This is a genomic window from Ornatilinea apprima, assembly GCF_001306115.1.
GTDB lineage: Bacteria > Chloroflexota > Anaerolineae > Anaerolineales > Anaerolineaceae > Ornatilinea > Ornatilinea apprima.
In genome coordinates, this window is the sequence record NZ_LGCL01000024.1 from 23,646 (window position 1) to 49,712 (window position 26,067).

A 26,067-nucleotide genomic window follows, 5' to 3' on the forward strand; every position below is an offset into this window, starting at 1 on the left:
AAAAAGATTCCTTACTGAATAAAGGGTAAAAGAAATGAAAGTGTACTTGATTTATTTCTCACAAACCAATAACACGCGCAGCGTTGCGGAGGCGATTGCTGAATCACTCGAACAGCAAGGCGCTGTTACACAGATGGTACCCCTCAAAAAAGCTAACGAACTGGAGGTCATCGACGCTGACTTGCTGGGGATTGGAACAGCCTGCTTTTCCAGTCAAGCCCCAACACCCGTCAAGCGATTTCTAAAAACACTTCCCCGCCTTGACCAGAAAAAAGCATCCGTTTTTGCAACGTCGGGTTCTGCGCCTGGACGGGTGTTATACGATCTTGCACATTTGTTACGAAGGAAAGGAGCGGATGTGATCGGCGGTTTTCTGACATATGGGGAGGTGCATCATCCTGCGCCCTGCCTTCTTGGGCGCATGGCAAACCGCCCTGACACACAAGACTTAGCACAAGCCCGGCGCTTCGCAGAAGCTGTTTTCGAACACATAGCGAAGGGAAGACCAGGGGTAGTTGCTGCAAGCCGTCCGGAAACAGACCATCCAAAATGGGGTTTTTACGACTTTGTTGCGCTCATCAGTTCGGATAGCGTTTTGCGGTTATTATTGCCAAAACCCAGACTCAATGAAAATCAATGCAAACAATGTCAATGGTGTGTCAGCGAATGTCCGATGAATGCCATTGTTATGGATGCTTATCCGCGGATTGGAGATCAATGTATCCGTTGCTACCATTGTTTTAATGGCTGCCCTCAAAAAGCATTTCAGGTGAATTGGGTGCCAAGCAACCTGGTTGTGTCACTCTTCTATAACAAAACCTTTGCACGCTGGTTCGGTGAATTGAAACCAGACTCTTAAACGCGACTAAAAATGGCTATATGATATAAATTTTCCACAATATGTTGATTAACCCAAATGGCGAAGACTTTGTCCTCACCCAGTGGGCTACATCATAGCAAGAGGATAAGAATGGAAATCACCTATCACCCCATCGGCGTAATTCACAGCCCCTTCACCGATCTCAAGCAAATGCCCATCCAGCCCACCGGCCGCAGTTGCGCGCCGGGCACGGTGGAGGTCTTTGCCGAGTTTGCTGAAGGCCTCAAAGACCTGGACGGATTCTCTCACCTGATCCTGGTGTATCACTTTCACCAATCACGCCAGGTCACCTTAACCGTTACGCCTTTCCTGGAATCAGCCGCGCGCGGGCTGTTCGCCACCCGCGCCCCAACCCGATTGGGATCTCCATCGTTGAGCTGGTCAGCATCCAGGCGAACATTCTGCAGATTGCCAACCTCGATATTCTGGACGGCACGCCCTTGCTCGACATCAAACCCTACGTGCCCGACTTTGACCGCCCGGCCGCGGCGCGGGTGGGCTGGCTGGAAGAGGCGCGCCGCAACCTCAAGTCCACCCATTCCGACGGCCGGTTTGTTTCAGGTTAACAATGAGGATTTAAAGAAGAAGGCTTTCATGGAGCAGCCTATACCCCTTTCAGATATCATCTCCATCATCGCTTTGCTGGTCAGTTTTTTCGCTTTGTTCATCTCATGGCGACAATTTCTACGCGACCAGAGCCATTTGATTCTCAGAATCGAAATTCAAGACAATATCCATACCGGGCCCATGTTTATCGTTTACGCGGTGAATAAAGGCCGCCGGCCAATAACTATCGTCCGCGCGGATGCCCGCGTATCTTCTGGCAAAGAGTATCCCGTCTTTGATACCTGCACAACGTTGAATGAAACCGAAACACTCGAATTCAATGTGCCGATATCCGGCTTTTTTAAGTCAATTTCCTCTGGCTATTACATCACAGCATTCGAACTGGTTGACTCAACAGGGAAACGGCATATCACAAAAACCAGGCGATTGCGCCGGCAGGTGGCAAGTGTTTTGGACAGGAAAGTAGAATAAGCGCCAAAATGGGATAGGTCAGGTAGGGTCTCTCTCATCTTCCTCTCATTTGATTTGACGTTTCTCCCCGCTGAGGATAAAATTAATACGTTCCCATTTTCTGTATTCATCCCATCACTTTTCAGGAGGAAGAAATGAAAGACTTGTTCAAGGTTAACACCAGAACCATCGTCGCCACCGGGTTGGGCGCGGCCATTTTCACGCTCTTATTCATGTATGTCAAAGTCCCCTCACCCATCCCTGAGACCAGCTTCCAGACCGCCTACGGCGTCAGCGCGCTGTTCGCCACCCTGTTTGGGCCCATCGCCGGCGCGTTGATCTCCTTCATCGGCCACGCCCTCAGCGACGCCATTCAATACGGCTCACCGTGGTGGAGCTGGGTCATCGCCTCCGGCGTTTCCGGCCTCATCTTCGGCTTCGCGTTCAACCGCACCAAAGTGGAAGAGGGCGAGTTCAAGGGCAAAGACATCCTCACCTTCAACGTCATTCAGGTCATCGGCAATGCCATCGCCTGGATCGTGGTCGCCCCCCTGCTGGACATTCTGATCTACCAAGAGCCGGCCAGCCTGGTCTTCACCCAGGGCGTCACCGCCGCGATCATGAACGCCATCAGCGCCGGTGTCATCGGCACCCTGCTGCTGGTCGCCTACGCCGCCACCCGCACCAAGAAGGGCAGCCTCAGCAAGAAGTAAGCCGCGCGCCTTTCGACTTTTTCGCCGCTAAAGCTCAGACTCTTGTGGTATAACAGGTCTGAGCTTTTTATTCAATCACGGAGCCTATGAACCCACAACCGGTCATCGAATTCAGCCATTTCACCTTTCAATACTTCAGCCAGGCCGAGCCAACCCTGCACGACATCAACCTGAAAATCTACCCCGGCGAGAAGATCCTCATCGTTGGACCCAGCGGCAGCGGCAAAAGCACTCTGGGGCACTGTCTCAATGGGCTGATCCCCTTCTCCTATAAAGGCGAAATCCAGGGCAGCCTCAAAATCAACGGCCATGAGACCAGCACGCTCAACATCTTCCAGCTTTCCAAGATGGTGGGCACCGTCCTGCAAGATTCCGACGCCCAGTTTGTGGGCCTGACGGTGGGCGAAGACATCGCCTTCGCGCTGGAAAACGATAACGTGCCCTGCGACCCGATGCGCCAGCGCGTGCGTGAGGTGGCTCAAATGGTGGATATGGACAACTGGCTGACCAATTCACCCTTTGAACTCTCCGGCGGGCAAAAACAGCGCACCTCGCTGGCGGGGGTGATGATTGACGATGTGGACATTCTTCTCTTCGACGAGCCGCTGGCCAACCTCGACCCCGCCACCGGCAAGACCGCCATCGAGATCATTGACGACATTCACAAGCAGTCCGGCAAGACCATTCTCATCATCGAGCACCGCCTGGAAGACGTGCTGCACCGCGACGTGGACCGCGTGATCGTGATCAACGACGGGCGCATTATCGCCGATATGGACGCGCACGCCCTGGTGGCTTCTTCCATTTTGCAAGACACCGGCATCCGCGAGCCGCTCTACGTGACCGCGCTGAAATACGCCGGCGTGCAGGTAACCGAAGACATGCGCGCCGGGCACATCGAAACCTTGCAGACGCAGTTCTCGCGGGACGCGCTGCAAACCTGGTACGGCAGCATCCAGGCCGGCGATCACCTCAATACCCGCCCTTCCATTTTGACTATGGAAGATGTCTCTTTCACCTACGACGGTGTGCGGCCGGTGCTGACCGAGATCAACTTCGACATTCGCGAAGGCGAGATGGTCTCCATTGTCGGCAAAAACGGCGCGGGCAAGTCCACCCTCTCCAAGCTGCTGTGCGGCTTCGAGAAGGAAGACCGCGGGCGCATTCTTTACCGCGGCGAGGACATTAAAGACAAATCGATCAAAGAGCGCGCCGAGATCATCGGCCTGGTGATGCAAAACCCCAACCAGATGATCTCCAAACCGATGATCTACGACGAGGTGGCTCTGGGGCTGCGCCTGCGCGGCGTGCCCGAAGAAGAAATCAAGCCGCGCGTCGAGAAGGTGCTCAACGTGTGCGGACTGGCGCCGTTCATCGAGTGGCCCATCTCGGCCCTCAGCTACGGACAGAAAAAGCGCGTTACCATCGCCTCCATTCTGGTGCTCGACCCCAAGATCCTCATCCTCGACGAACCCACCGCCGGGCAGGACTTCCGCCATTACACCGAGATCATGGAGTTTTTAGTGGAGATCAACCACCTGGGGGTGACGGTGATCCTCATCACCCACGACATGCACCTGATGCTCGAATACACCCCGCGCGCGATTGTGCTGGCCGGCGGGCGCAAAATCGCCGACACAGCCGCCGCCGTAGTGCTGACCGACGCGCAGGTCATCGCCGAGGCTAACCTCAAAGAGACTTCGTTGTTCGCGCTTTCACACATGGCCGGCATCGAAAACGGAACGCAGTTTGTGCAGGGCTTCATTGATTACGAACGGAGGTTGAAGAACCGATGAACCCCAAGATGAAAATCTTTTCTTACAACTCCGCGGACACGTATATTCACCGCCTGTCGGGGCTGACCAAGCTGCTCTGCTTCCTGCTGCTCACCTTCGCGGTGATGTATTCCTACGACATTCGCGTCATTCTGGCGGTGATGGCCTTCTCAGTGCTGCTCATGCGCCTGTCGCTGATACAGTTTTCGCAGATCCGCGTGATGGTCATTTATGTGCTTATCTTTCTGGCCACCAACGCGGTGATCAGCTTCTTCTTCTCGCCCGAATTTGGTGTAAGCATTTACGGCACGCGACACGAGTTTGCGCGCGTGTTTGGCGTCTCGCTCACTTACGAGCAGCTCTTCTACCAGGTGACCAAGTTCTTCAAGTACGCCGCCGTGGTGCCGCTGGGCATGATCTTCCTGCTCACCACCAACCCCAGCGAGTTTGCCTCCTCGCTCAACGGTATCGGCGTCAATTACAAGGCCGCCTATGCCGTGGCACTGACCCTACGCTACTTCCCCGACATCCAGCGCGACTATCACGATATTTACCTGTCGCAGCAGGCGCGCGGGCTGGAGCTTTCACAAAAAGCCAAATTCCTTGACCGCTTCAAGAACTCGCTGCTCATCGTCATCCCGCTCATCTTTTCCACCCTCGACCGCATTGAGGTGATCAGCAACGCCATGGACCTGCGCGGCTTTTCCAAGAGCAAAACCCGCACCTGGTACACCTCGCGCAAGCTCAACCGGCAAGACGCGCTGGCGTTGGGCGTCTCGGCGCTGATCTTCCTCATCGCGCTGGGCGTGTCGCTGTTTATCAATCACAGCCGCTTTTACAACCCGTTTATCTAGGAAGAGACTTTCACCATGAAACCCATCCTCGTTTTTCAAACCGACTTCACCTATAAGGAAGGCGCGGTGTGCGCCATGTACGGCGTGGTCAAAAGCGTGGACCGCGAGCTGGAGATCATCGACGGCACGCACGAAATTCCGCAATACGACATCTGGAGCGCCTCGTACCGGCTGGTGCAGTCCATGCATTTCTGGCCGGAAGGCACCATCTTCGTCTCGGTGGTCGACCCCGGCGTGGGCACCCCGCGCAAAGCCTGCGTGGCCAAAACTGCCCACGGCTACTTTGTGGTCACACCCGACAACGGCTCGCTCACCCACCTGAAAGCCTGGGTGGGGATTAGCGAAGTGCGCGAGATCGATCAGAGCGTCAACCGCCTGCGCGGCAAAGGCACCGAGGGCACTAGCGTCTTCCACGGGCGCGACCTGTTCGGCTACTGCGCCGCGCGCCTGGCCAGCGGCATCATCACCTATGAAGGCGTCGGCCCGGCCTACCCCGTGGACGAGATCGTGACCCTGCCGATTGTAGAGCCATCCCTGCAAGACGGCAAAGTGCGCGGCATCTTCGAGATCGGCGACCCCAACTTCGGCAACCTGTGGACCAACATCCCGCTCAACCTCTTCACCCAGGCCGGTTTTGCCTACGGCGACACCCTGCGCCTCACCGTGCGGCGCGAAGGGAACGTGGAATACCAGGCAAACGTGCCCTTCCAGCCCTCATTTGGCTACGCCCCCAAAGGCGAAGTGGTGATCTACAACAACGAACTGATGCGCGTCTCAGTAGCCGTCAACCAGGGCAGCTTCAGCGAGCGCACCCATCTGAGCTACGGCCCCGAGTGGCAGGTCGAATTTGAAAAAGTGAAATAAGAAAAGTCAGCGCGCCCTCCGCAATCGGAGGGCGCATTTTTGGTTGCGCGAATTCAGCGGGTGAGTATAATAGTTGCAGAGGGGGAAAACCCACAAAGCATCAGTTTTGGGCATTCAGACCTCACTTTCCAAAGATAAAAAGAGCTGCTTCATATCAGGAGAAATCAGCATGAATGATGTTCTCGTTGTTGTATTGGGTCTGGTTATTGCTATGGGAGGATTAATCGCTGTGGCCACTCTGTTGGAAAAACGGAGCAAGAAATCCGGCCCCAACAAACTCACCTTACCCGAGGCTGGTCCCACCGCAAAGAAATATGTATGGATTACCCGCGCTCTGGTCACATTATTGGTCCTGTCGATTGTAGGTGTATTTGTTTTTCGCTCCATTGAACTGGCATGGTTCGCGGGTGCGTGTATGCTGATCTACCTAATTGCAGGAACAATTGCTCGCTTTACGCGATTGATAGGCAAGTAAATTATTGAGAAATAGTTATAGCGTGGGTGCAAGGGTGGATTATTGCGCTTGCACCAAATTGATATACTCTGCTTAGAAACCAACGTGTCCATCAATTTAACATCATCCAACAAAGGGGCATAACAAACAATGAAACTGGACCGCAACTTCACAACCCACGAAAACGAACAAACCGCCCGCGACCTGATCAGTCAATACCTTTTGCAGCAAGGCTACCAGCAGACGTCATCGCAGCCCAATTTAATCTTTGAGCGCGGGTCCAATATGGGATCAATGACTTCCTTTTCCACAAAACGCTGGAAAGTGGTCGTCACAGTGCAAACCCGCCCTTCAGACGAGGGAGGTTCTCAGGTATCGGTATCTTTTGATATCAACACCACCGGGCAATGGGTGGTCAAACGCGAGGTCAACTTTTGGAACAAGGAGCTGGAAGGGCTGATTGCCGCGGCCTGTGGCTCTGATGTGGAAATACCCACCCAGACCCAATTGGAAAACAAGTTGGTTTTAGAAAAACGGCACAGCGAAGGCAGTAAATGGTTCTATTGGATCGCGGGGCTATCGGTCATCAACTCGGTGATTCTACTGATGGGCGGCAGCATTAATTTCCTCGTCGGATTGGGAATCACACAAATCGTGGATGCGGTTTCATTTGTCATTTCAGAAGAGGTCTCTCCCAACGCGGTGCTGGTGGTTAAAAGTGTTGCCTTCCTTTTTAATCTTGGGATTGCCGGGATATTTGTGCTGTTGGGTCTTCTCTCCAAACGATCGAAATGGGGATTCATTATTGGCATAGTCATTTATGGACTAGACGCCTTGATATTCTTAATTGTCCCCGACTTTCTAAGTATCGCGTTTCATTGCCTGGCTCTCTTTGGGCTTTTTGGCGGCCTTAAGGCATTTGGGGAAATCCAGAAGCAGAAAGCATTGGAACCGGCGATTGTTTAGCAGGTAGGGTGGGTGCAGGGCGGTCTTCCATCCGGATTTCCAGGCGGCTTTGAACCGCCCGTAACCCACCGCACCATATTCAAAAACCATATCGGTGGGTTGCGGGGCTGCATCCTGTCATATAGATCAATACTCTTGTGCCCCTCCACCACCTGATAGGTGGCTTCCCACCCTACTGATGCTGAAATTATTAAGTCACCTGTAGGGTGGGTGCAGGGCGGCCATAAATCTGCAATTTCAAGCGGCGTTGAACCGCCCGAAACCCACCACACCAAATTCAAAAATCATATTGGTGGGTTGCGGGGCTGCATCCTCTCATATAGGTCAATGCTCTTGAGCCCCTCCACCCCACCGCTCCCATAAGGATTTTTTCTTATGCCCAACTATCATCGAGCCTGGTCGCCGGGAGGAACCTATTTCTTCACCTTGGTAACCCACCAACGGCGGCCCATATTTACGGAAGAAATGGCGCGCCAAACTTTACACCAAGCTATTATGGTTGGAATGCAGCGAGTGGGTGATTTTCAGGTGGATGCTTTTTGCTTGCTCCCCGATCATTTGCACTGCATTTGGACCTTGCCAGAAAACGATTCAGATTATGCCACGCGCTGGAAAGTCATCAAGGCTTGGTTCAGCCGCACCTACCGCAAACAGGGAGGTAAATCAGCAGCGATCAATGCTTCAATGGCTCAAAAGGGTGAACTTGGCATTTGGCAGCGGCGCTATTGGGAGCATTTCATTCGCGATTTAGATGATCTGAAGCGGCATATAGATTATATTCATTACAACCCGGTCAAACATGGGTTGGTTCAATCGGTTGCGGATTGGCCCTGGTCAACATTTCACCGATTTGTGAAAGATGGGTTTTATCCTGCGGATCGGGGACGCGGTGATGCAAGTAGCTTCGCTGTGATGGAGGAGTAAAGCAGGGTGGCAAGCCACCTGTAGGGTGGGTGAAGGGCGGTCTTCCATCCGCAATTTCAAGTGGCTTTGAACCGCCCGTAACCCACCACACCAAATTCAAAAATCATATTGGTGGGTTGCGGGGCTGCATCCTCTCATATAGGTCAATACTCTTGTGCCCCTCCACCCACCCTACCGATACTCCACCCACCCTACCGATACCGCTGCGGCGGAGATCTGGGCGCAATCTATTTTACGATAAACTGCAGGTACAGGTCTTCAACGCTTTTGCGCGCCCAGGGTGTTCGCCGCAAAAATTTGAGGCTGGATTTAATGCTCGGTTCATTGTAAAAACAGCGAATGGGAACGCGCTTCGACAATTCAGCCCAACCATATTGCTCAACCAGTTGAGTCAGCATCATTTCTAGCGTAATCCCATGCAAGGGGTTGTTGGGTTGTGGGTTTGGGTTCATTTTGTAGATCCTATTTGAAGAGACTCATATTATACTCTTCCATGATAGGATGAAGAATCGCGCCCTTCTGCATCCTTCACGGCGAGAGTAAACACCATTCACTGGCGTCGCCAGGAGCCGCTTTGGAAACCTTTATCTCAGCAATTGCTTCTTACCTGCAGCAGGCCGGCTGCGTACTGGATTCCTACTCCGCGCCGTACGGCGTTCATGCTCTGCTGTACGCCCGCTCGGCGCGGCGCGTTCAACTGGGTTTCGCCAAAGTGGAAGACCATTTTTTGTTCGTGGATTGGGAGCGTTCAGACATCCGCAACATTCCGGGCTTGAAGGCGCTTTACGCCCACTTCAGCACTTTTGCCAACCAGAGCTATAAAACACCCCACGCCCTGCGCACGCAGATTCCCAACCTGGCGCTGGTGGCCGTCTCGCGTACGGAGTTCGCGCCAGAGATCATTACGTTCGCCCAGTCCACCAGCCTGGAACCGTGGTACGGCGGTGAGGCGGGGCAGTTAATTCTGGTGGAGTTGGAGCGGCAGCAGGTGATCTCGCTGGCTTCGCTGAGCAGCGGGCGGCATCCCCGGCCGGGAGCGCTGCCCCTGGGCCATGCCGCGCAGGTGATCCGCGCGGCGTGCGGCCAGGCTTTCAAGCGGGGATAGGTGTTGAAAGGGAGTCTTCGGCAGAGCGGCGCGAGGGCGGGCAGTCCGCTGATCGGGCATGAGGTACCCACATCAATTGAAGAAAACGAATGAAAACAAAGCCTCCCCTAAAAGCGGGGAGGCGCATCATATTGCGGTAAGGTTTTACTACGCAGGCCGCCGGCGGCCGCGCGAGCGGCGCGAAGACCGGCCACTCTTTTGACCCGTCCCCTCAGCCGAGTGAGGCACGGGGCGGCGCGAATGGCTGCGCACGTCCTGTTTTTCTTCTTCCGCCGAAGGCACAACCGGCGCGTGGAAGGTCTCCTGGTAAAAGTCGTCCAGCAGCATGGCCAGCAGACCCAGCTCCTCGTCGCTTTCGTTGAGGGCGCGCGCCAGCGGCAAAAAGCGCTGCATGCGCACCGTCTGCAGGTTGTCGCGGGCGCGCAGGCGCGCTTCCAGCAGGGTAATCACCCGCTCCGCCACCACCTGCTGGACTACTTCGTCAGTTGGCAGCGGGCGCTCTTCGATGGTGAATTCATAGCGCTGGCCGATGCGCCGCAGGCTGACGCGCTCCAGCGCGTCCACCAGGGTGATGGCCGTGCCGCTGGCCCCCGCCCGCCCGGTGCGCCCGGCGCGGTGAATGTAGGCTTCGGGGTCTTCGGGCGGCTCATACTGGATGACGTGCGACAGTTCCGGCAGGTCGATGCCGCGCGCGGCCACGTCGGTGGCCACCAGAAAGCGCAGCGTGCCCTGGCGCACGCGGGTCAGCACCTTCTCACGCGCCGCCTGAGACAGGTCGGAGGTGAGAATGTCGGCGTCGTAGCCGAAGCGCTGCAGCACGGTGGCTACATATTCCACGCGCACCTTGGTATTGCAGAAGATGATCGCCGAGAGCGGGTTTTCGACTTCGATGATGCGCACCAGTCTGCGGTCTTTGTCCATGCCGGGCACGGTGTAGAAAACGTGCTCGGTCTCGGTAACGTGGATGTGGTCGCTGCTCAGGTTGATGAAGCCCGGATCACGCATGAACTGGCTGGTGAGACGCATCACCTGGGGTGGAAAGGTAGCCGAGAACATGTAAGTGCTGATGGGCTGCTCAGGCAGGTAGGTTTTCACCCGGCGCATGTCGGGGTAGAAGCCCATCGAGAGCATGCGGTCGGCCTCGTCAAAGATCAGGAAGCGCAAATGCTGCAGCGAGAGCGAGCGGCGCAGCAAATGGTCAAGGATGCGGCCGGGGGTGCCGATGATGATATGCGCCCCGGCTTTGAAGGCGTCCAACTGGGTGCGGTAGCCCACCCCGCCGTAGACCGCCACAGAGCGCACGCCGGTGGTCTGGCCAAGCAGTTCGGCCTCGGTGGCCACCTGCAAGGCCAGCTCGCGGGTGGGCACCAGAATCAGCGCCTGGGTTTCATTCTGCAGCGGATTAACCATCTCGAGCAGGGGCAGCAGGTACGCGCCGGTCTTGCCGCTGCCGGTGCGCGACTGGATCATCATGTCGCGCTGCGAAAAAAGGTAAGGGATCGCTTTGGCCTGCACCGGCAGCAGTTCGTTCCAGCCGGCCAGCGCCACGCCCTGGCGTAGTTTTTCAGGTAAATCGGCCAGGGTCGCCTCAGGCAGCACCTCCGGAATATCCGCGGAAGTGGGGTTGTTTGGGGTGATTTCGTCCATTGTGAGATTCTTTCTGCTTTTCCATCAAGGAGGAAAGGCTTTCGTTTCTCTTATTGTAACTTGCTTGCGCAGATCGAGGTAGTGATGGGGGAAAGGTGTTGTTCGTTGATGGATTTTTCTTGGAACTGATTGGATATATAATTTCAATGAATGCTTTCCTGACTCAGTCTAAGCATTCACCAAAGGCTTTTAAGCGAAATCAGGGGGATTGTAGATCTCCGTACAACAAAGGAGCACATCATCTATGCTTTCATTTCAATTCGTTCCCACGAAAGACGATTACATCAAAGCCTTCCGGGCATTCTATTTAACCAACTGGCCAACCTGGGCGGTGATTATAGGTGTGCTGCTTTTTCAAGGATTGTGCATAGCGTCAGCATTTATTCGTGGAGATATCCATTTTGAATTTAGTTTTATGGTTCCATTAATGCTTTTTGCATTCATCCTCTTTTACTTTGCATATGCGCTTATCATCAATCCCCTTAAAGTAGCAAATAGAGTAGAAAAAGATAAAATCCTAAGCAGCCCGGTTCAATATCAGGCCACCGATGAAGGTCTCGTTATTGTGAATCAATTCTCAGAAAACAAACTAACCTGGGAAAATTTTCAAAGGGTAATCGATTCCAAAGAAGTTTTCCTGCTGATTTATTCCACAAACAAGAACATGTTTCAGATGATTCCCAAACGCGCGTTTTCATCCATTGAAGACGAACTGGCTTTTAAGAATCTGGCAGACCAAAAAATTCCCCATAAGAAACAAGGATTCTTCGATAGTTTTGACTCTAATCTCAAATTGAGACTGGTGCTTGTGTTTGTGGTCTTGATCTTTAGTTGTGCGGTCGCATTATTTTCATTCATTTAAGCGGCGTTTCATTAAGGCACTTCGCTATCACTCATTAAGGACTCCTTCGCATGAACGAACAACGACGCCAACAAATCCAAAACAACCTGACCTTCAAAGCCACCGATGAACTGCTCGAGATCTGGCAAAGCGGCGACGCCAGCGAATGGGAAGCAGGGGTGTTTGACATCATTGCGGAAATTTTGCAGGAGCGGTTGGGCGCCCTGCCGCCGCAGTCCCTGGAAACGCAGGCGCTGCGATTATTACGGGAAGCCGGTTCACTGATGGAAGCGGGGAGCGATGAGCAGGCGATCCGCCAATGCGAATCCGCGCTTCACATTCACCCGGAGTTCGCCCTCACCCACCATACAATGGGCAAAATCTATGAAAATATGGGCCAGCCAGAGCAAGCCCTGATCCATTTCCAAAAGGCCATTCAACTCGACTACGATTTTAAGGACGCCTGGAAAAACTTGCTGCGCGTTGAGACGCAAGTCCAAAAGCAATTTGAAAGTTCTCTGACCAAAAAACAGCTAGACCTGGCGCTGGACGATGCACGCGAGGGAGAATTTGACAAAGCCTGGCAAGAGATCGAAGCGGCTAAAGCAAGCCTGCCAGGCATCGCGGCCGCGCATAATTATCTTGGACTGGTTTTGCAAAGCATGGGGCAGTTAGACGCGGCCATCGACGCGTATGCCAGCGCCATCCTGCTCAACCCGCGCTTTTCACCCGCGCGCGAGAATCTGGCCCAGGCCCGCGCCCACTGGGAAGAAGAACAGTATCATCTGTTTTCCACCATAGCCCTGACGGATGAGCAGGAAGCCAGCCTGGCGTCAGAGGAGTACTTGAACGCGGAGGTTGTTGAGAGCGAGGAGCCGCTGCCCGGCTGGTACTATCTGGACGAAAAAGCGTGCTTAATCACCGGCTGGCCCGGGCATCGCACCGGTTCAGGGCGAAGCGGGTACGACCCACTCAAATCAGATTTTGAGCTGGCACACATGCAAGGGCTCATTTTCCGGAAGTTGATCGAGCGTAAATTTCGCACCCGCCATCCGGTCTACCTGCTGTTCATGGCGGTGATGGGGGCAATCTTTATTTCTCCCCTGCTTGGGGTCGTGGAACTTTTTCGGGGGAATTTATATGTCCTTCCCGTAATATTGGGTTACAGTCCGTATTGGGCAGCCGGCATCGCGCTGCTGCTCAATGTGGTGTTGAGCCTGCTCCATGTGGAAGACGGCAATTTCGAGGCTGGCAGCCTTTTTTTCTAAAGGAAACTCCTGGATAACAAAGGTTTTCATGCTCCTGAACAACAAAAAATTAATCGAAACGGGTACGTCTATCTGTTTTCAACTCATAAACACAAGAATTACATCTATTTTAAGGGGCAAAAATGTCCAATATTTCACAAGAACCTGAGCAAGACGTACCCATCAATCCAACCACACCAAAGAAAACCATCAAACCAGTAATTTTCATTTCTGTGGTTATCATTATTTGGATTTTGTTATGCATGGGTTCAGTCGCTTTCCTCACTATTGCAAGTTTGTGTAAGGTAATGGCGGAAAAAGCACCCATCGAATCAGTTCTTGATTCTTTCATGAAATCCATGCAAGTAAAAGACACTGACCGTGCTTACACTTTTTTTCTCTGCGCGCTCAAAACTGCAGACACCCTTATCTGATCTGGAGAAAGCTTGCCAAAATAACAATCAATTACTTTTTGAAGAATACGAATACTTAAGAAATGAGACTTTTAAATTATCATTTCAAATGAGTACTGATTCTGACAGGCCTCATATTATTGCCAAGTATACGGGGGAAATCGCTTATCAAAATGGTTCTACCGGTAAGTTTGAGGCTCTTCTTGAAAAAAATGATGGCGAGTGGAAAATTTTTAATATCACCTTTCTAGAACCGCCTAAGAAGCTACATAAATATGAAACTCCTAATTTGAAAACGCTTTTCCACGAAAAGGAATAGATTTAACATTCTTGCTAACTTTCGCCCAATCTAAACCCATCACCGCCGGCCATTGGACGTATAGTACAATACAAACCACGGTACCACGATGAAAATAATTTCTCGAAAAAATATTCAACCACCCCAATTGCCCAAAGCCCTCCCCAGCGGGTCAATCGCGGCCCTGCAGGATGAGGACGAGGTTTCCATGGTCTTGCTGTCTGCCTGCGACATGGCCAACACCAGCGCGGCGCACCTGCTATTTGAGAAAGTTGCACTCAAGCGGGTATCCCTCGCGGCGTCCCAACATGCCAAACCCCGCTTTGTAGACTGCCTGCTGGAAGCGTCGGACCTCTCTGGCATCGATTGGGAGCAGGCCCGCTTTCGGCGTGTGGCGTTTTTGGGCTGCCGGCTGATTGGCGCGCAGCTGGTCGATGCCGAGTTTGAAGACGTAACCTTCAAAGAGTGCACCCTGGAAAACGCTGTGTTCTTATCCGCGAATTTCAAGGCGGTTCGCTTTGAACACTGCCAGCTGCGCGAAGCTTCCTTTGAAAGCGCGGACCTGCCCGGCGTGGTTTTCGATGACTGCGACCTGACCCGCGCGGACTTGCGCCAGGCGCGGTTGAGCGGCGCGGATTTTCGCGGTTCGCGGCTGGACGGTGTGCAGGCCGGCGCGCAGGAACTGCGAGGCGCGATTGTGGACTCTACCCAGGCAATTCAAATTGCCGGCCTGATCGGCCTGATTGTTAAAGAATACGGCCAAGAAGTGGATGAATAAAGCGGGCACGCCCGTTTGAACGCGCCGGCAATGCTTTTGCCAGACCCGATCACAAGGAGATAGGCGTCCTATGGCGCCCGCCACAACCATGACCCAAGAGACCTTTGAACCCCTCGCATTCCAAGAAAAACCAGTTGACGAGATGATCGCAGCCTCGCGCGCGTTTGACGCAGAGATGCGCCGCCGCCATTCGGTGCGGGAATTCTCCAGCCATCCCATCCCGATGGAAGTCATCGAGAACGCCATTCGCGCGGCGGGCAGCGCCCCCAGCGGCGCCAACATGCAGCCCTGGCATTTCGCGGTGGTCACCAGCGCAGAAAAGAAGCGGCAGATCCGCGCGGCAGCCGAGCGGGAAGAGCGCGCCTTTTACGAAAAACGCGCCTCCGCCGAGTGGCTGGACGCCCTCGCCCCCCTCAACACCAACGCCAGCAAGCCCTTTTTGGAGACCGCGCCGTGCCTGATCGCCATTTTCTACAAGTCCACCACCCTGACCGGGCAAGGCAAGACGCGCAAGAATTACTACCCCAAAGAGTCGGTGGGCATCGCCACCGGCATACTGATCACCGCTCTGCACCTGGCCGGGCTGGTTACGCTCACCTACACCCCCAGCCCAATGAATTTCTTGAACGACCTGCTCCAGCGCCCCAAAAATGAGCATCCCTTTTTGCTGCTGGTAACCGGCTACCCGGCTGAAAATGCCCAGGTGCCTCAATTGGAGAAGTACCCGTTGGAGAAAATTGCCACGTTTGAATGAGCGAAGGGCATGGATCGCCTTTCGTTTTAATTTATCTCGCTTTCCAAATCAGAATTGCTCGAGGTGGGTATGCACCCTCATCTGTTGTTGAAACGCCTGGATGAAATTGGCGGCTCGCTGGCGCGCAGCGGGCGCGCCCTGGCCCTGATCGGCTGCGGTTCGGTGGGCCTGGAACTGGAACGGCTGGACGAGTATTCCGATCTCGACTTTCTGGCCATCGTGGAGCCGGGGGCAAAGCAGTCGTATCTGGACGATTTGTCCTGGTTGAGCGATTTATGCCCCATTGCTTATTGTTTCGCCAACACCGCAGACGGATATAAGCTGTTGTACGAAGACGGTATTTTTTGCGAATTCGGCGTGATCGAAATTGACGAACTGCCAACCATTCCGTTCGCGCCTGGCCGGGTGGTCTGGAAAAAAGAAGGCGTTCCCGACAACATCAGCCAGCCCAGCGTCACCACTGGCAGCCCGCCAAAACGGTCGCAAGAATGGCTGCTGGGCGAAGCCCTCACCAATCTGCTGGTGGGGCTGGCGCGCGAGAAACGCGGCGAAAAGCTCTCGGCCACGCGCTTTAGTCAAGGCTACGCGGTGGACCGTGTGGTGGAACTGGCCGAAAGCATCGAAACCGCCCAGGCTGCCTCGCGAGACATTTTCATCAACGAGCGGCGATTCGAGCAGCGCTTTCCGCGCCTGGCGCGAGAGCTCGGCGCGTGCCTGCAGGGCTATGAGCGCAACCCACAATCCGCGCTGGCCATTTTGAGCCTGCTGGAACAGCATTTTGAGGTCAGCCCGGCAATGGCCAACGCCATCCGCGAGATGTGCGGGGGTTGACCCATCACTGCGGTCAAATTCTTTATAAGGAAAACACGATGAAACAAGACATTGTGCACATCGCCCTGGTGGTGCGTGACTACGACGAAGCCCTCGATTTTTACCTCAACAAGCTCAACTTCGAGCTGATTGAAGACACCTACCAACCCGAGCAGGACAAACGCTGGGTGGTGATCGCCCCGCCCGGCTCGCGCGGAACCACCCTGCTGCTGGCGCGCGCCTCCAAAGCGGAGCAGGAGCCGTTCATCGGCAACCAGGCCGGCGGGCGGGTGTTCCTCTTCCTGCACACCGACGATTTCTGGCGCGACTACGAGGCCATGCGCGCCAAAGGCATCCACTTTGTGCGCGAGCCCAAGCAGGCCGACTACGGCACGGTGGCGGTGTTTGAAGACCTGTACGGCACGCTGTGGGACCTGGTGCAGTTCAACGCCGGTCACCCCATCGCCAGGCGGGTGGGGTAAGGCAGCTCAGGCCGGGAGCGAGCTTATTTCCCTTGCGCCGGAATCTGGGTGAAGTTGATCGCGCGGTCTTCGGGCTGATAAGCGTGGAAGAACTGCGCCCGCGAAGGCGCATACCCGCCCCCCTCCACCCACACGGTCACCATCACGCGCGCTGGCAGGCGAACATAGCCGTCAAAAAACCCGTTGGCGTCCGTGGGACCCAGGCGCTGCAGCGCGTCTGACGTGCCCATTTGCACCACCACATACACCCCCGCCACGCCCTGCCCCTGGCTGCCGGTAACCCGCCCGTACAGGCGGTTCTGGTCATCCGGCGCGGAGGTGGTGATCTCTCCCCAATAGGAATAGAAATCATACGTCCACGCACTCACGCCAGCTTCGGCCTGCCACGAGTAGGCGGACGGTTCAAACTGGTCTTCGTCGCCTTCAGCGCGCAGGCTGAGCTGATCGCCAACCCGCAACCCTGGCGCCGAAAGGCTGTACGAGCCGTCAATGCCGCTCAAGACAGGCGGTTGCTCTACACCGTTGACGGTCAGAATCAGGCGCGCCGCGCCCACTCCGGCTGCCGGAGAGCCTGGGAAAAGCCGCCACACGCTGCCGGAGATGCTGGTCTCGCCCTGCGCGGCGGGCAGTGTAGGGGTTTGCGCTGCCAGAGTCGCCGGGAGGGTCGGCAGTAGCGGAGGCAGCGGTGTTTCGGCGCTGGCTGGCGGGGGCGTGGGCGTCGCCTGAATGAGCTGCGCGCCCATCAGGCGAAACACGCTGCGGTGCGAGCGCTGGCGCGGATCGGGCGACCACAGGTCTTGCGCCGGTTCAAACACACAGCCCGCCTTGACCGCCCAAATGCGCACCGTCTGCCCTTCGGCCGCCTGAACTGTCGCGCTGTACCTTCCCAGCGTGCCGGTGGTGGCGATGAGCGCGGCGGGCTGGCTGCCAACCTGAGCGTAGATTTCCACATCCCGGATTGGACCGGGCAGCAAGCTGCCCTGATTGAACACAATACCGTGCAGCCGAACTGGTCTGCCGGTCTCGGTTGGACCAGTCTGCGTACTGGCGGGGGTATAGGAAGCGCTGAGCGTATACGGCTGCAGAGAGGTTTTGTAGTCCATGCTCTCCAGCTTGAGATAATATTCTTTATTGGCCTCCAGCGCGCGGCTGAGCGTTACCGGCTGGCCGGGCGCTGAATAGGGCGTGTTTTCCTGGAACAGGCCCACCGCGTTGATCAGCGTCAGGCGCACGCGCAGATCGGGCGCGGGGTTGCTGAGCTGAAAACTCACCTCTGTCCCTGCCTGCGTTGGCGGCGCGATCAGGCGAAAATAGTCCGCCCGGCCGGTGGTGGTATCCCAGAAGTACCCCAGCGCCGGCCCCTGGGCAACATCCCAAAACGTGGCTGTGGCACGCTCGTCATTGGGCTCGTCGGGGTCGGGGATGAAACCGGTCAGCGCGAGCTGGTAGGGCTGGTTCGCCGCGCCGGAGGTCATCTCAGCGGCGGCAACAATCAGGTTGTACTGCTCTCCGGCCGAGCCGTCGAAGGTTAAGCTCACCGGCTGGCCTTTGGCGCTGGCGCGGCTGGTATCGATGGAGTTGCCGCTGCTGGTGCGCACCAGGGTCAATTTGGCGCGCAGGTCTGGGCCGGCGTCGCTGAGCGTGAAGGTGTAAATGCCGGGCTGCGGGATGTTCAAGAGCACATAATCGCGGTCGGCAAAACGGGAGACCTGCCCGGTGAAGGGCTGCTGCAGGTCCCAGGCGTTGGCGGTGGCGCGCCCGTCGTTCACTTCCACCTCGCTGAAGCCGCTGCTCAGGCCGCCGCCGGCCGGTGGGGTGGGCTGCGCGGTGGGGGTGGCCGCGTCCGCGCTGGTGCTCCATTCCACCTTGAGTTGGAAGGACGTACCCTGCAAGCGGCTGACGAAAATATAGTAAGCGTCTGGGTAGGGCTGGGGGAAAGGACAGCCGCCCGCGTAGTCAGCATCGGACTGCGACCAGCAGTGATAATCCTCGAAGATTTGCGGGTAATCCGGCACGGGAATGGCGCCGCGGCGCACAAAATAGCTGAATGGTCCGCCGTCCAGCGACTCGAGCTGCACAAAGAGAAAGCGCACGCCGGGGGGCACGTCCAGGCGGTAGAGCAGACCCGGCCCCTGCGCGGGCAGGCTGTTGGGGTACACCCCCGGCCCGGGCAGCTCAATCACCGGCAGATCGCTGACCGATATGCCCTGGTCGGGCGGCTCAACGCCGTCTTGCGCTTCGCCCACGCCGCCTGCCGCCGCCGCGTCGTAGCTGTAGCTGGCGCGGTTATCAAGGATGTCTTTATCGTGCTGAATCTCCGCCGAAACCGTAATCGTGTAACTGCCTTCCAGGCGCTTCTCGGCCGGTCCCCGCAGAGCAAAAACGTACGCGTCCGACTCGGTGCGGTCGCCGGTGATCCAGCAGGTGGAAAGCCAGCTGTTGCATTCGTGATTGACAATCGTTACCGGCTGATTTTGCGCGTCCCAGGGGATGAGCTGCTGGGTGTGCGTGTTCTCCGAGAGGTTGTGGGTTTTCACCCACACATAACCTGCAAAATCGCCCTGATTGATGGTCAGGCTGTCGTTGTTGCTCAGCAGGCGCACAAAGCCGTCCGCGCTGAAAGAGCCGCTGGCGTCGCTCAGGTCATCCACCTGGCCGCTCAAATCATAAAGCACACCGTCCAGAAACTCAACTGCGGCCGAGGCTTCGCTGGGGGTGTTCAATCCTTCCAGCAACCGGCAGCGGTCAGCGTCTGCCCCGTAGGCGCTGGCGCAGTCGCTGTAACCGCCCCGCGTAACCCAGTTGGGAAAGCTCAGGCTGGGCATGGCAGTGTCGTTGACCAGCAGCGCGCTGCCGCCCTCGCGCTGCAGGGTGGTGAGCAGGTGAAACTGGCGGCTGTAAGCGTTGGGCTGCAGTTCGGGAAGGCTGTTCAGGTTGGCGTCATTGTCCAGGGTTACTTCCAGCAGACCGGGCTGGCCCGCCCCGAGTGTCAGGCGCACATTGGGGGCGTATTTGGCGTGGGGAATGAAGTATTCCGCACACGAATCGGCGCACAGCGAGGCCTGGCCCATCAGCCCCTGCCAGCACTGCAAGGTGGGCGCCCCCGGCGCGCCGACAATCTCACCGGCCACATCGAGCAGAAAGAAGAGATCGGTTTTCCAGGCCGGGTCATCGCAGCCGGTCAGCGTGTAATAGGTGTCGTACCAGGCATGAAAGGCGTTTTTGGCCTGCGTATCGCCCATGCCCGCGTGCAAAAAGTTAACGTCCACCACGCAATTGCCCATGCAGGCGTTGGGAACGGTGCGGGGTTCGGTGTCGGATTGGGCGGGGGTGGAATCGGTTGCGCACAGAACGGCGATGCTGAGGAAAACGAGCGCCAAAACAAAGGATCGAACACGGGGCCAGAGCCGCATCATATTCACCTCCCTGACGTGCGCCGGATACTGCTTTTCTTCATTATACAGTTTTTATCGCGACCCCGCGCCTCTCTACTGGCATTTCACGCATCGATGCGGAAAGCGACCCTCATCACCCGCTGGTTTGTGGAGGCTGTAGAAGGCCATGTTCGAGCCTGACTACTGCTGCGTCATCGGCTCCCAGTGCTGGGTGGAATACAGGTTGGGGTTAAAACTGGAATCTTCAGTGAGGATGTATTCCCCCAGGTTATTGGCCCAGGCATGCCCATAGCCGGAAGGCAGCTCCACCACCTCTTCGCGGTGCGGGTCGTAAAACCCGTCCACGTCGCGGATGGCGCGGCTGCGGTCCACGGCCAGACGGTCGTAGATATCCTGCCGCCGGTACCAGTCGCTCAGATTTTGCTCGCGCATCTGGCGGCCCGCCTCGGCGAGGATGTTTCCAATTTCACCGATATGGCGAATGTGGGTGATCTGCCGCTGGGCCATATGCTGCACGATGGTCTTAAACGCCGCGTACCACTCCGGGTTCAGCTCAAACGACTGGATCATCACCGTGAAGAGATCAGCGGTGGCATCCAGCCTGCCGGCCGCGGCGCGGAAGCTGAAGAGATAATCAATGAACCAGACGATGAACTCAGACGGGCTCAGCAGGCTGCCGCCCGGAACGCGGAACACTTCCACCACGCCGTAGAATTCCTCTTCAAAATCCTGTCCCTGCAGGCTGTAGCGCACGCGCGCCTTGCCGCCCTCCGCCGACCCGCCGGGGGTGATGGCCGCGTCGGATTTGACCAGGCGCGGCAGATCGGGCAGCGGGGTAATGCTCTCGATTTGCAGCCCTTGCGCCGCCCCGCGAAAGCGCGGCAAAATAAACGAATGAAAAGCGTCGGCAATGCTCACCGGCGGGCGCACCTCCGCGCCAAAATAACGGCTGCCCGCGGGAAACAGCACGCGGCTTAACGGACTGTTGTTCCACACAAAGTTCATATTCGGCAGCACTTCAAAGGCCTCCGCGCCCTGCGGATTGGCCACCAGAAACTGGACCACGGCCGGCATGCCCGGGTTGTCGAGCTGCCAGCGGCATCCGCCCTGAAACTGCCAGCCGGCGGGAATGAGCATGCGGAACAGCGGCAGGCGCGTGCCCTGATCATCGGTGCAGGTGAGCGGCTTCAACCGCAGGCCGTGCACCAGCGTTTCGCCAGAGGGCGCGTTGGGCGCGCCAGGTTGGGAACGACCTAAGATCAGGCTGGAACCGCAATAAGGGCAAATGATCGCGTCAAGAGTGGTGAGAGGCAGATCGCCGTTGCACTGCGGGCACTTGAGCGCCACAGGCCCCGAGGGATTTTGGGTAACCATATTCCTCCCCCGCTGAATGGACAAACACATCCTCAGCTATTAAATTCAGTATAGCAAAAATGGGTTGTGCGTGTGAGTACCAGTTTTTGGCTGCCAAATAGAGCCAACCGCCCTCGGCTGCCTGTCTTCAGGGCATATTACAAAGCCGCTCAGCGCGCTGGTTTGCCTTTTGCTTTGCGGATACAGTCCAGGCATGTTTGAACCAGATAATCCATTTGCTTATGGCTGGTGCGTTGATCGATCACCAGGGTAAGAATCTGGCTGGCCATGCCCACCGCAGCCGGGTCGCCGTTAAGGCGCGGGTCGCGCAGCAGCTCATCCCAGTGGATGGTTAATCCGATTCCGGCATTTCCCAACTCATCCAATAACCAATCCCGCGAAATACCGCGCACATAAACCGGCAGGCCGAGGGGCATGTTATCCTCCTGCAGCGCGGGGAAAACCGGCGCCAGTTCTTCGACCCCGGCGATTAAACTCAGCAGATAGGCATAATTCTGGCGGCGCGCCTGCTTAATGCCTTTCCAATCCAGGCGTTCGATCTGCCGCCGCTCTTGCGGGTCGCCCTCCACCACCAGGTCTGATTCATAATAAGTTTCCGCGAGACGCAGCATTTGCTCCAACTCGGTATGACTGCCCGCGCCCCGATAAAGGTAATCGGCCAGACGCTCACGGTATTCACGGATCAAGGGAAGATGCCGGTTTGGGAGGCCGCGATATTTTTCAATGGAAGCGGTTACATCCAATGCAGTGGATAAATACCCGCCGTTAAACGCGGCCAGTTTGCGCACGCTGTTGAAGATGAAATCGCCAGTGGATTGCTCAACGAAACCGGCCTGAGCGTTATCTTCGATGACCAGCACCCCTTTTTGGCGAAGGTCTGCCAGAAAACCCCGCGCCGGCGCGGGTTGCGAGAAGCCGAAATAATTGATGAAATACACCGCCTGGTAACCAGCAGACTTGTGGGCCAGCGCGTCCAGGTCAATCGAAAAGTCGGGGCGGATGGGATAATACGCGCAGGCCAGCCCGCGGCCTTCCAGAGTGTTCACAATCGTCGGGCACAGATAAGCCGGCAGCAAAATTTTTTCGACACCGTGAGCGCGCAAATAATCGGCGATCACAATCAGGCAGGCCTTCCCGCCATTGAGAAAAATCATCTTCCCGGTGGAAATGCTCGCTTCATCCAGCAGCCAGCGCGCGTCTGCATAAAATTCACCACCCACAAACATGGTTTACTTTCCCTCCCACTCTCGGGCCTGCCCCTCGCGGCAGTTCTTTATTGTATTCCAATTCCAACCGCTTTGGCATACTCGCCGCGGTTTTGAAAGGCGCTGCAGCAGCAATCTCATCTAATGCTATTTTCACTGATCAGAAAGATCTTACACCACCCCTAACCCCGCCTCAAGGCGGGGAATTACAAAAAAGGCATTGATTTTGAGCACAATTGCGCTCAAAATCAAAGCCGAAAAACCTTTTTTCTCGCCAAGGTGCCCTATGCAGCAGGGGAAGTGAGTTGCGTGCAAGCGAGGCATGGGTATAATTAAGGGAGTGTGGGGAAAATCAAAAAAGAAGAGCGGTGCGTTCACCCCGCTTGCTTCGCTCGGGGGCGCAAAAACCGCGCAAGCGAACGCACCCTACCGGCCATGCAGCCCTTCCCATCGATTCACAGAGGAGGCGAAAATGTCCATTTTTGGACCACCCAATGTGGGTAAGCTGGTCGAGAAACGCGACATCAAAGGATTATTGAAAGCGCTTTCTTACCCGAAAGATGCGGAAGTACGCCGCAAGGCCGCCGAGGCGTTGGGCGACATCGCCGACCCGCAAGCCGTTGGATCACTGCTCATCGCCCTTAAAGACGAGAGCGCCGCTGTGCGCGCCCAGGCTGCCAGCGCTCTGGGGAGCATCAGCGACCCGCGCTCCCTGGACATGTTGATCATTACCCTCAAGGACAGCGAACCATCCGTCCGCAGAGCGACGATATGGGCGCTGCATGCGCTTGGCGACGCACGCGGTGTGGAACCGCTGATCCAGGCGCTGAACGACCCCGACACAGACGTGCGCTTTACCGCCGCCAGTGTGCTCGGGGAACTGGCAGACGCGCGTGCTGCAGCCGCGCTGGCAGCCGCTCTCAACGATCCGGGGTCCCATATCCAGAGCATGGCTGGCGAAGCGCTCGGAAAAATTGGCGGCCAGGCGGGCGATTCACTCTATCGCGCAGCGTTGCAAGCGGACGCAAGCACGCGTCAGGCCGCCGCGGTTGGCCTGGAATACCTGAAAGAGGATAAAGCCCAAAACCAGCTTGCCGTTATGCTGGCCGACCCCGACCCCAACGTTCGCCGCTCTGCCGCCCACAGCCTGGGAACCGGTGGCCTTCTCGTTGCGCTGCGTTCCCCCTGTGAATTCCTTCGAGAATGTGCGGCCGCGGAATTGGCAAGCCTGGGAAAAGATACCTGGAACGATTCGTTTGCCAGAACGATAGTTTTATCGCCAATTGAGAAGGATGAGGAAAGAGGCGTGAGAGCAAAGATCTTGTTGGAAGCAAGCCAGGCCAACAGCAGCGTGATGCTGCAAGTCTTTCAAGTGGCACAGGTCTTCCCCTGGTCCGCGCAAACAAGCAGCAGCGCGGCAGCGCTGGTGCAGCAGATCAGAAACCTGGGCGGAGATATTTTCCAGGCCGCCGCAGCCGGGCGCGCGCTTGTTCCCCAGGTGATTGAAGCCATGTTTGGACTGACCGGATTGGCCGAACAATCGCTGCCCAAAGACCGGCAGCTGCGCAAGCTGATATCGGAAGCGCGCGACGAAGAAGCCGTAGCCATTTTCCAAAATCAAACCGGCGCTGCCGTCGAGTCTGCCAGGCTGGCGATCGAAGGCTTGCGGGCGGCGGGCTGAGTTGTGCGTGAGAAAGAGTGTTATGTAGGGTGTGTTCGGAGCCGCGCAACGGCGCAGAACGCACCGTAACCGAAAAAGGTGCGTTCACCCCACTCGCTTCGCTCGGGGGCGCAAAAACCGCGCAAGCGAACTCACCAACTAGAACAATGCTGGCAAACACCATAAATATGCCCACCCTCACCCACCATACCCTCGAACACACTCCCCTTACAACCATCCACCGCGCCTTTGTGGATGCCTTCTCTGAATACGAAGTGAAAATAGAGATGCCAATCGAAAAGCTGGCCGAGATGCTCACCACGCGCAGCTTCAGCCCCGCCTGGTCGCTGGGCGCGTTTGACGGCGAGGCCATGGCCGGGTTTATCCTGCTGGGCGCGCGGCAGATGGCGGGCGAGACTGTGGTTTACGATGTGGCTACCGGGGTGACGCGCGCCTACCAGCAGCAGGGTTTGGGAGACCGGTTGCTCAAAGATCTGCTGGCGCGGCTGCCCGCCTGGGGCGTGGATTCCTTTGTGCTGGAAGTTTTAGAGCACAACACCGCCGCGCAAAAGCTCTACCGGCGCAACGGGTTTGAAATTTCACGCAAGTTCAACTGCTACCAGAAGTCCTTCGACGCGCCCCAGGCGGAACAAATTCCCTCATCCTCGCGCGGCGCGGAGGATCTGCGCGCGCTGGATCTGCCCGCTTACCTGTCTTTCGCCCCCTCCTGGCAAAACGCGCTTGAATCGGTTCAGAACAACCCCGGCCAATATCACCTCGAGATCATCCGCGAAGGTGGTGAGGTGCACGCCTATGGCATTGTCCACAAGCAGCGCGGCGATGTGATGCAGCTGGGCGTCGCCCCGGCGTGCCGCTCCACAGCCGAGGTGGCGGGGATGATCGCGCGCCTGCGCGCCCATACCCTCAGCGAGCGGCTGGTGTTTCTCAACGTGGAGGCCGGTTCCGCGCTCGACCGCGACCTGCTCGCCCTGGGTTTCGAGAACACCGTCAACCAGTACGAGATGGTCTACCAGGTGGCATAGCCGCGCCGTTTCCTGTATCCGCGGTGTTTGATGGCGCCAGCTTTTTTTGGTGGGGATGGCTGCTACTCACACTCCTCTCATTACAAATAGCAGCGGTTTAGGTAGGGTGTGTTCGCAGCCGCCCAGCGGCGTAGAACGCACCATAACCGAAAAAGGTGCGTTCGCCCCACTTGCTTGGCTCGGGGGCGTAAAAACCGCGAAAGCGAACGCACCCTACGGGCTATTCGGAGTGTGGTTCGCGGCGAGGCAGTGAGCTTGTAGGGTGTGTTCGCAGCCGCCCAGCGGCGTAGAACGCACCATAACCGAAAAAGGTGCGTTCGCCCCACTTGCTTGGCTCGGGGGCGTAAAAACCGCGAAAGCGAACGCACCCTACGGGCTATTCGGAGTGTGGTTCGCGGCGAGGCAGTGAGCTTGTAGGGTGTGTTCGCAGCCGCCCAGCGGCGTAGAACGCACCATAACCGAAAAAGGTGCGTTCGCCCCACCTGCTTGGCTCGGGGGCGCAAAAACCGCGAAAGCGAACGCACCCTACGGGCTATTCGGGGTGTGGTTCGCGGCGAGGCGGTGAGCT

25 protein-coding genes are annotated in these 26,067 nt (G+C 56.7%); 20 read left to right on the plus strand and 5 right to left on the minus strand.

Annotated elements, in window-relative coordinates; all coding sequences use genetic code 11:
* Positions 1-34 precede the first annotated feature (34 nt).
* The 9 genes from ADN00_RS09845 to ADN00_RS09890 all read left to right on the plus strand — a co-directional run bounded on the left by ADN00_RS09845 (position 35) and on the right by ADN00_RS09890 (position 8,447).
* Positions 35-859 carry an EFR1 family ferrodoxin gene (locus ADN00_RS09845; protein WP_075062809.1) on the plus strand — a complete coding sequence of 275 codons (825 nt, stop codon included), beginning with the start codon at positions 35-37 and terminating at the stop codon, positions 857-859.
* Positions 860-970: 111 nt separating this feature from the next.
* A complete protein-coding gene (locus ADN00_RS20660) occupies positions 971-1,918 on the plus strand; it encodes a TrmO family methyltransferase domain-containing protein (RefSeq protein ID WP_456238513.1) in 948 nt (315 codons plus the stop codon).
* Positions 1,919-2,052: 134 nt separating this feature from the next.
* Complete coding sequence (locus tag ADN00_RS09860; RefSeq protein ID WP_075062811.1) at positions 2,053-2,610, plus strand: ECF-type riboflavin transporter substrate-binding protein; 558 nt, start codon at positions 2,053-2,055, stop codon at positions 2,608-2,610.
* An 86-nt stretch (positions 2,611-2,696) separates the two neighbouring features.
* Positions 2,697-4,406: an ABC transporter ATP-binding protein gene (locus ADN00_RS09865; RefSeq protein WP_075062812.1), complete on the plus strand. Its 1,710-nt coding sequence runs from the start codon at positions 2,697-2,699 to the stop codon at positions 4,404-4,406.
* Between the two features lie 8 nt (positions 4,407-4,414).
* The gene (locus ADN00_RS09870; RefSeq protein ID WP_201781178.1) at positions 4,415-5,239 is read left to right on the plus strand and encodes an energy-coupling factor transporter transmembrane component T family protein; all 825 of its coding nucleotides are present in this window, start codon (positions 4,415-4,417) and stop codon (positions 5,237-5,239) included.
* A gap of 15 nt (positions 5,240-5,254) precedes the next feature.
* A complete protein-coding gene (locus tag ADN00_RS09875) occupies positions 5,255-6,103 on the plus strand; it encodes an SAM hydrolase/SAM-dependent halogenase family protein (protein ID WP_075062814.1) in 849 nt (282 codons plus the stop codon).
* A gap of 169 nt (positions 6,104-6,272) precedes the next feature.
* A complete protein-coding gene (locus ADN00_RS09880) occupies positions 6,273-6,578 on the plus strand; it encodes a hypothetical protein (protein ID WP_075062815.1) in 306 nt (101 codons plus the stop codon).
* 129 nt (positions 6,579-6,707) lie between these two features.
* Positions 6,708-7,523: a hypothetical protein gene (locus ADN00_RS09885; protein ID WP_075062816.1), complete on the plus strand. Its 816-nt coding sequence runs from the start codon at positions 6,708-6,710 to the stop codon at positions 7,521-7,523.
* A gap of 375 nt (positions 7,524-7,898) precedes the next feature.
* Positions 7,899-8,447 (plus strand): REP-associated tyrosine transposase, encoded by a 549-nt coding sequence (locus ADN00_RS09890; RefSeq protein ID WP_075062817.1) that lies wholly within the window; start codon positions 7,899-7,901, stop codon positions 8,445-8,447.
* A gap of 227 nt (positions 8,448-8,674) precedes the next feature.
* On the opposite strand, the gene ADN00_RS09895 is transcribed toward ADN00_RS09890, so the two are convergent.
* Positions 8,675-8,899, minus strand: a complete 225-nt coding sequence (locus tag ADN00_RS09895) for a VF530 family protein (RefSeq protein WP_075062818.1) — start codon at positions 8,897-8,899, stop codon at positions 8,675-8,677.
* Between the two features lie 122 nt (positions 8,900-9,021).
* Between ADN00_RS09895 and ADN00_RS09900 the strand changes: the two genes are divergently transcribed.
* Entirely contained in the window at positions 9,022-9,552 is a 531-nt protein-coding gene (locus tag ADN00_RS09900; protein ID WP_075062819.1) for a hypothetical protein, read from the plus strand.
* Between the two features lie 147 nt (positions 9,553-9,699).
* Here the strand turns inward: ADN00_RS09900 and ADN00_RS09905 are convergent, their stop codons facing one another.
* Positions 9,700-11,199: a DEAD/DEAH box helicase gene (locus ADN00_RS09905; RefSeq protein WP_075062820.1), complete on the minus strand. Its 1,500-nt coding sequence runs from the start codon at positions 11,197-11,199 to the stop codon at positions 9,700-9,702.
* Between the two features lie 244 nt (positions 11,200-11,443).
* On the opposite strand from ADN00_RS09905, the gene ADN00_RS09910 reads away from it, so the two are divergent.
* The 8 genes from ADN00_RS09910 (at position 11,444) to ADN00_RS09945 (ending at position 16,822) form a co-directional block, all read left to right on the plus strand.
* Positions 11,444-12,061, plus strand: coding sequence for a YcxB family protein (locus tag ADN00_RS09910; protein WP_075062821.1), 618 nt, complete (start codon positions 11,444-11,446; stop codon positions 12,059-12,061).
* Positions 12,062-12,111: 50 nt separating this feature from the next.
* Positions 12,112-13,308: a tetratricopeptide repeat protein gene (locus tag ADN00_RS09915; RefSeq protein ID WP_075062822.1), complete on the plus strand. Its 1,197-nt coding sequence runs from the start codon at positions 12,112-12,114 to the stop codon at positions 13,306-13,308.
* Positions 13,309-13,430: 122 nt separating this feature from the next.
* Entirely contained in the window at positions 13,431-13,721 is a 291-nt protein-coding gene (locus ADN00_RS09920; protein ID WP_075062823.1) for a hypothetical protein, read from the plus strand.
* Complete coding sequence (locus ADN00_RS20290) at positions 13,669-14,019, plus strand: hypothetical protein (protein WP_236691503.1); 351 nt, start codon at positions 13,669-13,671, stop codon at positions 14,017-14,019. The genes ADN00_RS09920 and ADN00_RS20290 overlap by 53 nt, the downstream gene beginning before the upstream one ends.
* An 88-nt stretch (positions 14,020-14,107) precedes the next feature.
* A complete protein-coding gene (locus ADN00_RS09930) occupies positions 14,108-14,776 on the plus strand; it encodes a pentapeptide repeat-containing protein (protein WP_082390037.1) in 669 nt (222 codons plus the stop codon).
* A 70-nt stretch (positions 14,777-14,846) separates the two neighbouring features.
* A complete protein-coding gene (locus tag ADN00_RS09935; RefSeq protein WP_201781179.1) occupies positions 14,847-15,530 on the plus strand; it encodes a nitroreductase family protein in 684 nt (227 codons plus the stop codon).
* A gap of 69 nt (positions 15,531-15,599) precedes the next feature.
* On the plus strand, positions 15,600-16,361 hold the full coding sequence (locus tag ADN00_RS09940; protein WP_075062826.1) for a hypothetical protein: 762 nt from the start codon (positions 15,600-15,602) through the stop codon (positions 16,359-16,361).
* A 38-nt stretch (positions 16,362-16,399) separates the two neighbouring features.
* On the plus strand, positions 16,400-16,822 hold the full coding sequence (locus tag ADN00_RS09945; protein WP_075062827.1) for a VOC family protein: 423 nt from the start codon (positions 16,400-16,402) through the stop codon (positions 16,820-16,822).
* 23 nt (positions 16,823-16,845) lie between these two features.
* Here the strand turns inward: ADN00_RS09945 and ADN00_RS09950 are convergent, their stop codons facing one another.
* The 3 genes from ADN00_RS09950 to ADN00_RS09960 form a co-directional block, all read right to left on the minus strand.
* The gene (locus tag ADN00_RS09950; RefSeq protein WP_075062828.1) at positions 16,846-20,238 is read right to left on the minus strand and encodes a hypothetical protein; all 3,393 of its coding nucleotides are present in this window, start codon (positions 20,236-20,238) and stop codon (positions 16,846-16,848) included.
* 159 nt (positions 20,239-20,397) lie between these two features.
* Positions 20,398-21,591 (minus strand): zinc ribbon domain-containing protein, encoded by a 1,194-nt coding sequence (locus ADN00_RS09955; RefSeq protein WP_075062829.1) that lies wholly within the window; start codon positions 21,589-21,591, stop codon positions 20,398-20,400.
* 149 nt (positions 21,592-21,740) lie between these two features.
* On the minus strand, positions 21,741-22,817 hold the full coding sequence (locus tag ADN00_RS09960; protein WP_075062830.1) for a PLP-dependent aminotransferase family protein: 1,077 nt from the start codon (positions 22,815-22,817) through the stop codon (positions 21,741-21,743).
* A gap of 451 nt (positions 22,818-23,268) precedes the next feature.
* Here ADN00_RS09960 and ADN00_RS09965 point away from each other — a divergent pair, with 451 nt between their 5' ends.
* Positions 23,269-24,477: a HEAT repeat domain-containing protein gene (locus ADN00_RS09965; protein WP_075062831.1), complete on the plus strand. Its 1,209-nt coding sequence runs from the start codon at positions 23,269-23,271 to the stop codon at positions 24,475-24,477.
* A gap of 167 nt (positions 24,478-24,644) precedes the next feature.
* The gene (locus ADN00_RS09970; RefSeq protein ID WP_075062832.1) at positions 24,645-25,499 is read left to right on the plus strand and encodes a GNAT family N-acetyltransferase; all 855 of its coding nucleotides are present in this window, start codon (positions 24,645-24,647) and stop codon (positions 25,497-25,499) included.
* Positions 25,500-26,067: the final 568 nt, after the last annotated feature.

What these genes read in the sequence shown, in the direction of transcription:
- ADN00_RS09845 (WP_075062809.1), top strand. Translation starts at nt 35, where the DNA reads ATGAAAGTGTACTTGATTTATTTCTCACAAACCAATAACACGCGCAGC.
- ADN00_RS20660 (WP_456238513.1), top strand. Translation starts at nt 971, where the DNA reads ATGGAAATCACCTATCACCCCATCGGCGTAATTCACAGCCCCTTCACC.
- ADN00_RS09860 (WP_075062811.1), top strand. Translation starts at nt 2,053, where the DNA reads ATGAAAGACTTGTTCAAGGTTAACACCAGAACCATCGTCGCCACCGGG.
- ADN00_RS09865 (WP_075062812.1), top strand. Translation starts at nt 2,697, where the DNA reads ATGAACCCACAACCGGTCATCGAATTCAGCCATTTCACCTTTCAATAC.
- ADN00_RS09870 (WP_201781178.1), top strand. Translation starts at nt 4,415, where the DNA reads ATGAAAATCTTTTCTTACAACTCCGCGGACACGTATATTCACCGCCTG.
- ADN00_RS09875 (WP_075062814.1), top strand. Translation starts at nt 5,255, where the DNA reads ATGAAACCCATCCTCGTTTTTCAAACCGACTTCACCTATAAGGAAGGC.
- ADN00_RS09880 (WP_075062815.1), top strand. Translation starts at nt 6,273, where the DNA reads ATGAATGATGTTCTCGTTGTTGTATTGGGTCTGGTTATTGCTATGGGA.
- ADN00_RS09885 (WP_075062816.1), top strand. Translation starts at nt 6,708, where the DNA reads ATGAAACTGGACCGCAACTTCACAACCCACGAAAACGAACAAACCGCC.
- ADN00_RS09890 (WP_075062817.1), top strand. Translation starts at nt 7,899, where the DNA reads ATGCCCAACTATCATCGAGCCTGGTCGCCGGGAGGAACCTATTTCTTC.
- ADN00_RS09895 (WP_075062818.1), bottom strand. Translation starts at nt 8,899, where the DNA reads ATGAACCCAAACCCACAACCCAACAACCCCTTGCATGGGATTACGCTA.
- ADN00_RS09905 (WP_075062820.1), bottom strand. Translation starts at nt 11,199, where the DNA reads ATGGACGAAATCACCCCAAACAACCCCACTTCCGCGGATATTCCGGAG.
- ADN00_RS09910 (WP_075062821.1), top strand. Translation starts at nt 11,444, where the DNA reads ATGCTTTCATTTCAATTCGTTCCCACGAAAGACGATTACATCAAAGCC.
- ADN00_RS09915 (WP_075062822.1), top strand. Translation starts at nt 12,112, where the DNA reads ATGAACGAACAACGACGCCAACAAATCCAAAACAACCTGACCTTCAAA.
- ADN00_RS09920 (WP_075062823.1), top strand. Translation starts at nt 13,431, where the DNA reads ATGTCCAATATTTCACAAGAACCTGAGCAAGACGTACCCATCAATCCA.
- ADN00_RS09930 (WP_082390037.1), top strand. Translation starts at nt 14,108, where the DNA reads ATGAAAATAATTTCTCGAAAAAATATTCAACCACCCCAATTGCCCAAA.
- ADN00_RS09935 (WP_201781179.1), top strand. Translation starts at nt 14,847, where the DNA reads ATGGCGCCCGCCACAACCATGACCCAAGAGACCTTTGAACCCCTCGCA.
- ADN00_RS09940 (WP_075062826.1), top strand. Translation starts at nt 15,600, where the DNA reads ATGCACCCTCATCTGTTGTTGAAACGCCTGGATGAAATTGGCGGCTCG.
- ADN00_RS09945 (WP_075062827.1), top strand. Translation starts at nt 16,400, where the DNA reads ATGAAACAAGACATTGTGCACATCGCCCTGGTGGTGCGTGACTACGAC.
- ADN00_RS09950 (WP_075062828.1), bottom strand. Translation starts at nt 20,238, where the DNA reads ATGATGCGGCTCTGGCCCCGTGTTCGATCCTTTGTTTTGGCGCTCGTT.
- ADN00_RS09955 (WP_075062829.1), bottom strand. Translation starts at nt 21,591, where the DNA reads ATGGTTACCCAAAATCCCTCGGGGCCTGTGGCGCTCAAGTGCCCGCAG.
- ADN00_RS09960 (WP_075062830.1), bottom strand. Translation starts at nt 22,817, where the DNA reads ATGTTTGTGGGTGGTGAATTTTATGCAGACGCGCGCTGGCTGCTGGAT.
- ADN00_RS09965 (WP_075062831.1), top strand. Translation starts at nt 23,269, where the DNA reads ATGTCCATTTTTGGACCACCCAATGTGGGTAAGCTGGTCGAGAAACGC.
- ADN00_RS09970 (WP_075062832.1), top strand. Translation starts at nt 24,645, where the DNA reads ATGCCCACCCTCACCCACCATACCCTCGAACACACTCCCCTTACAACC.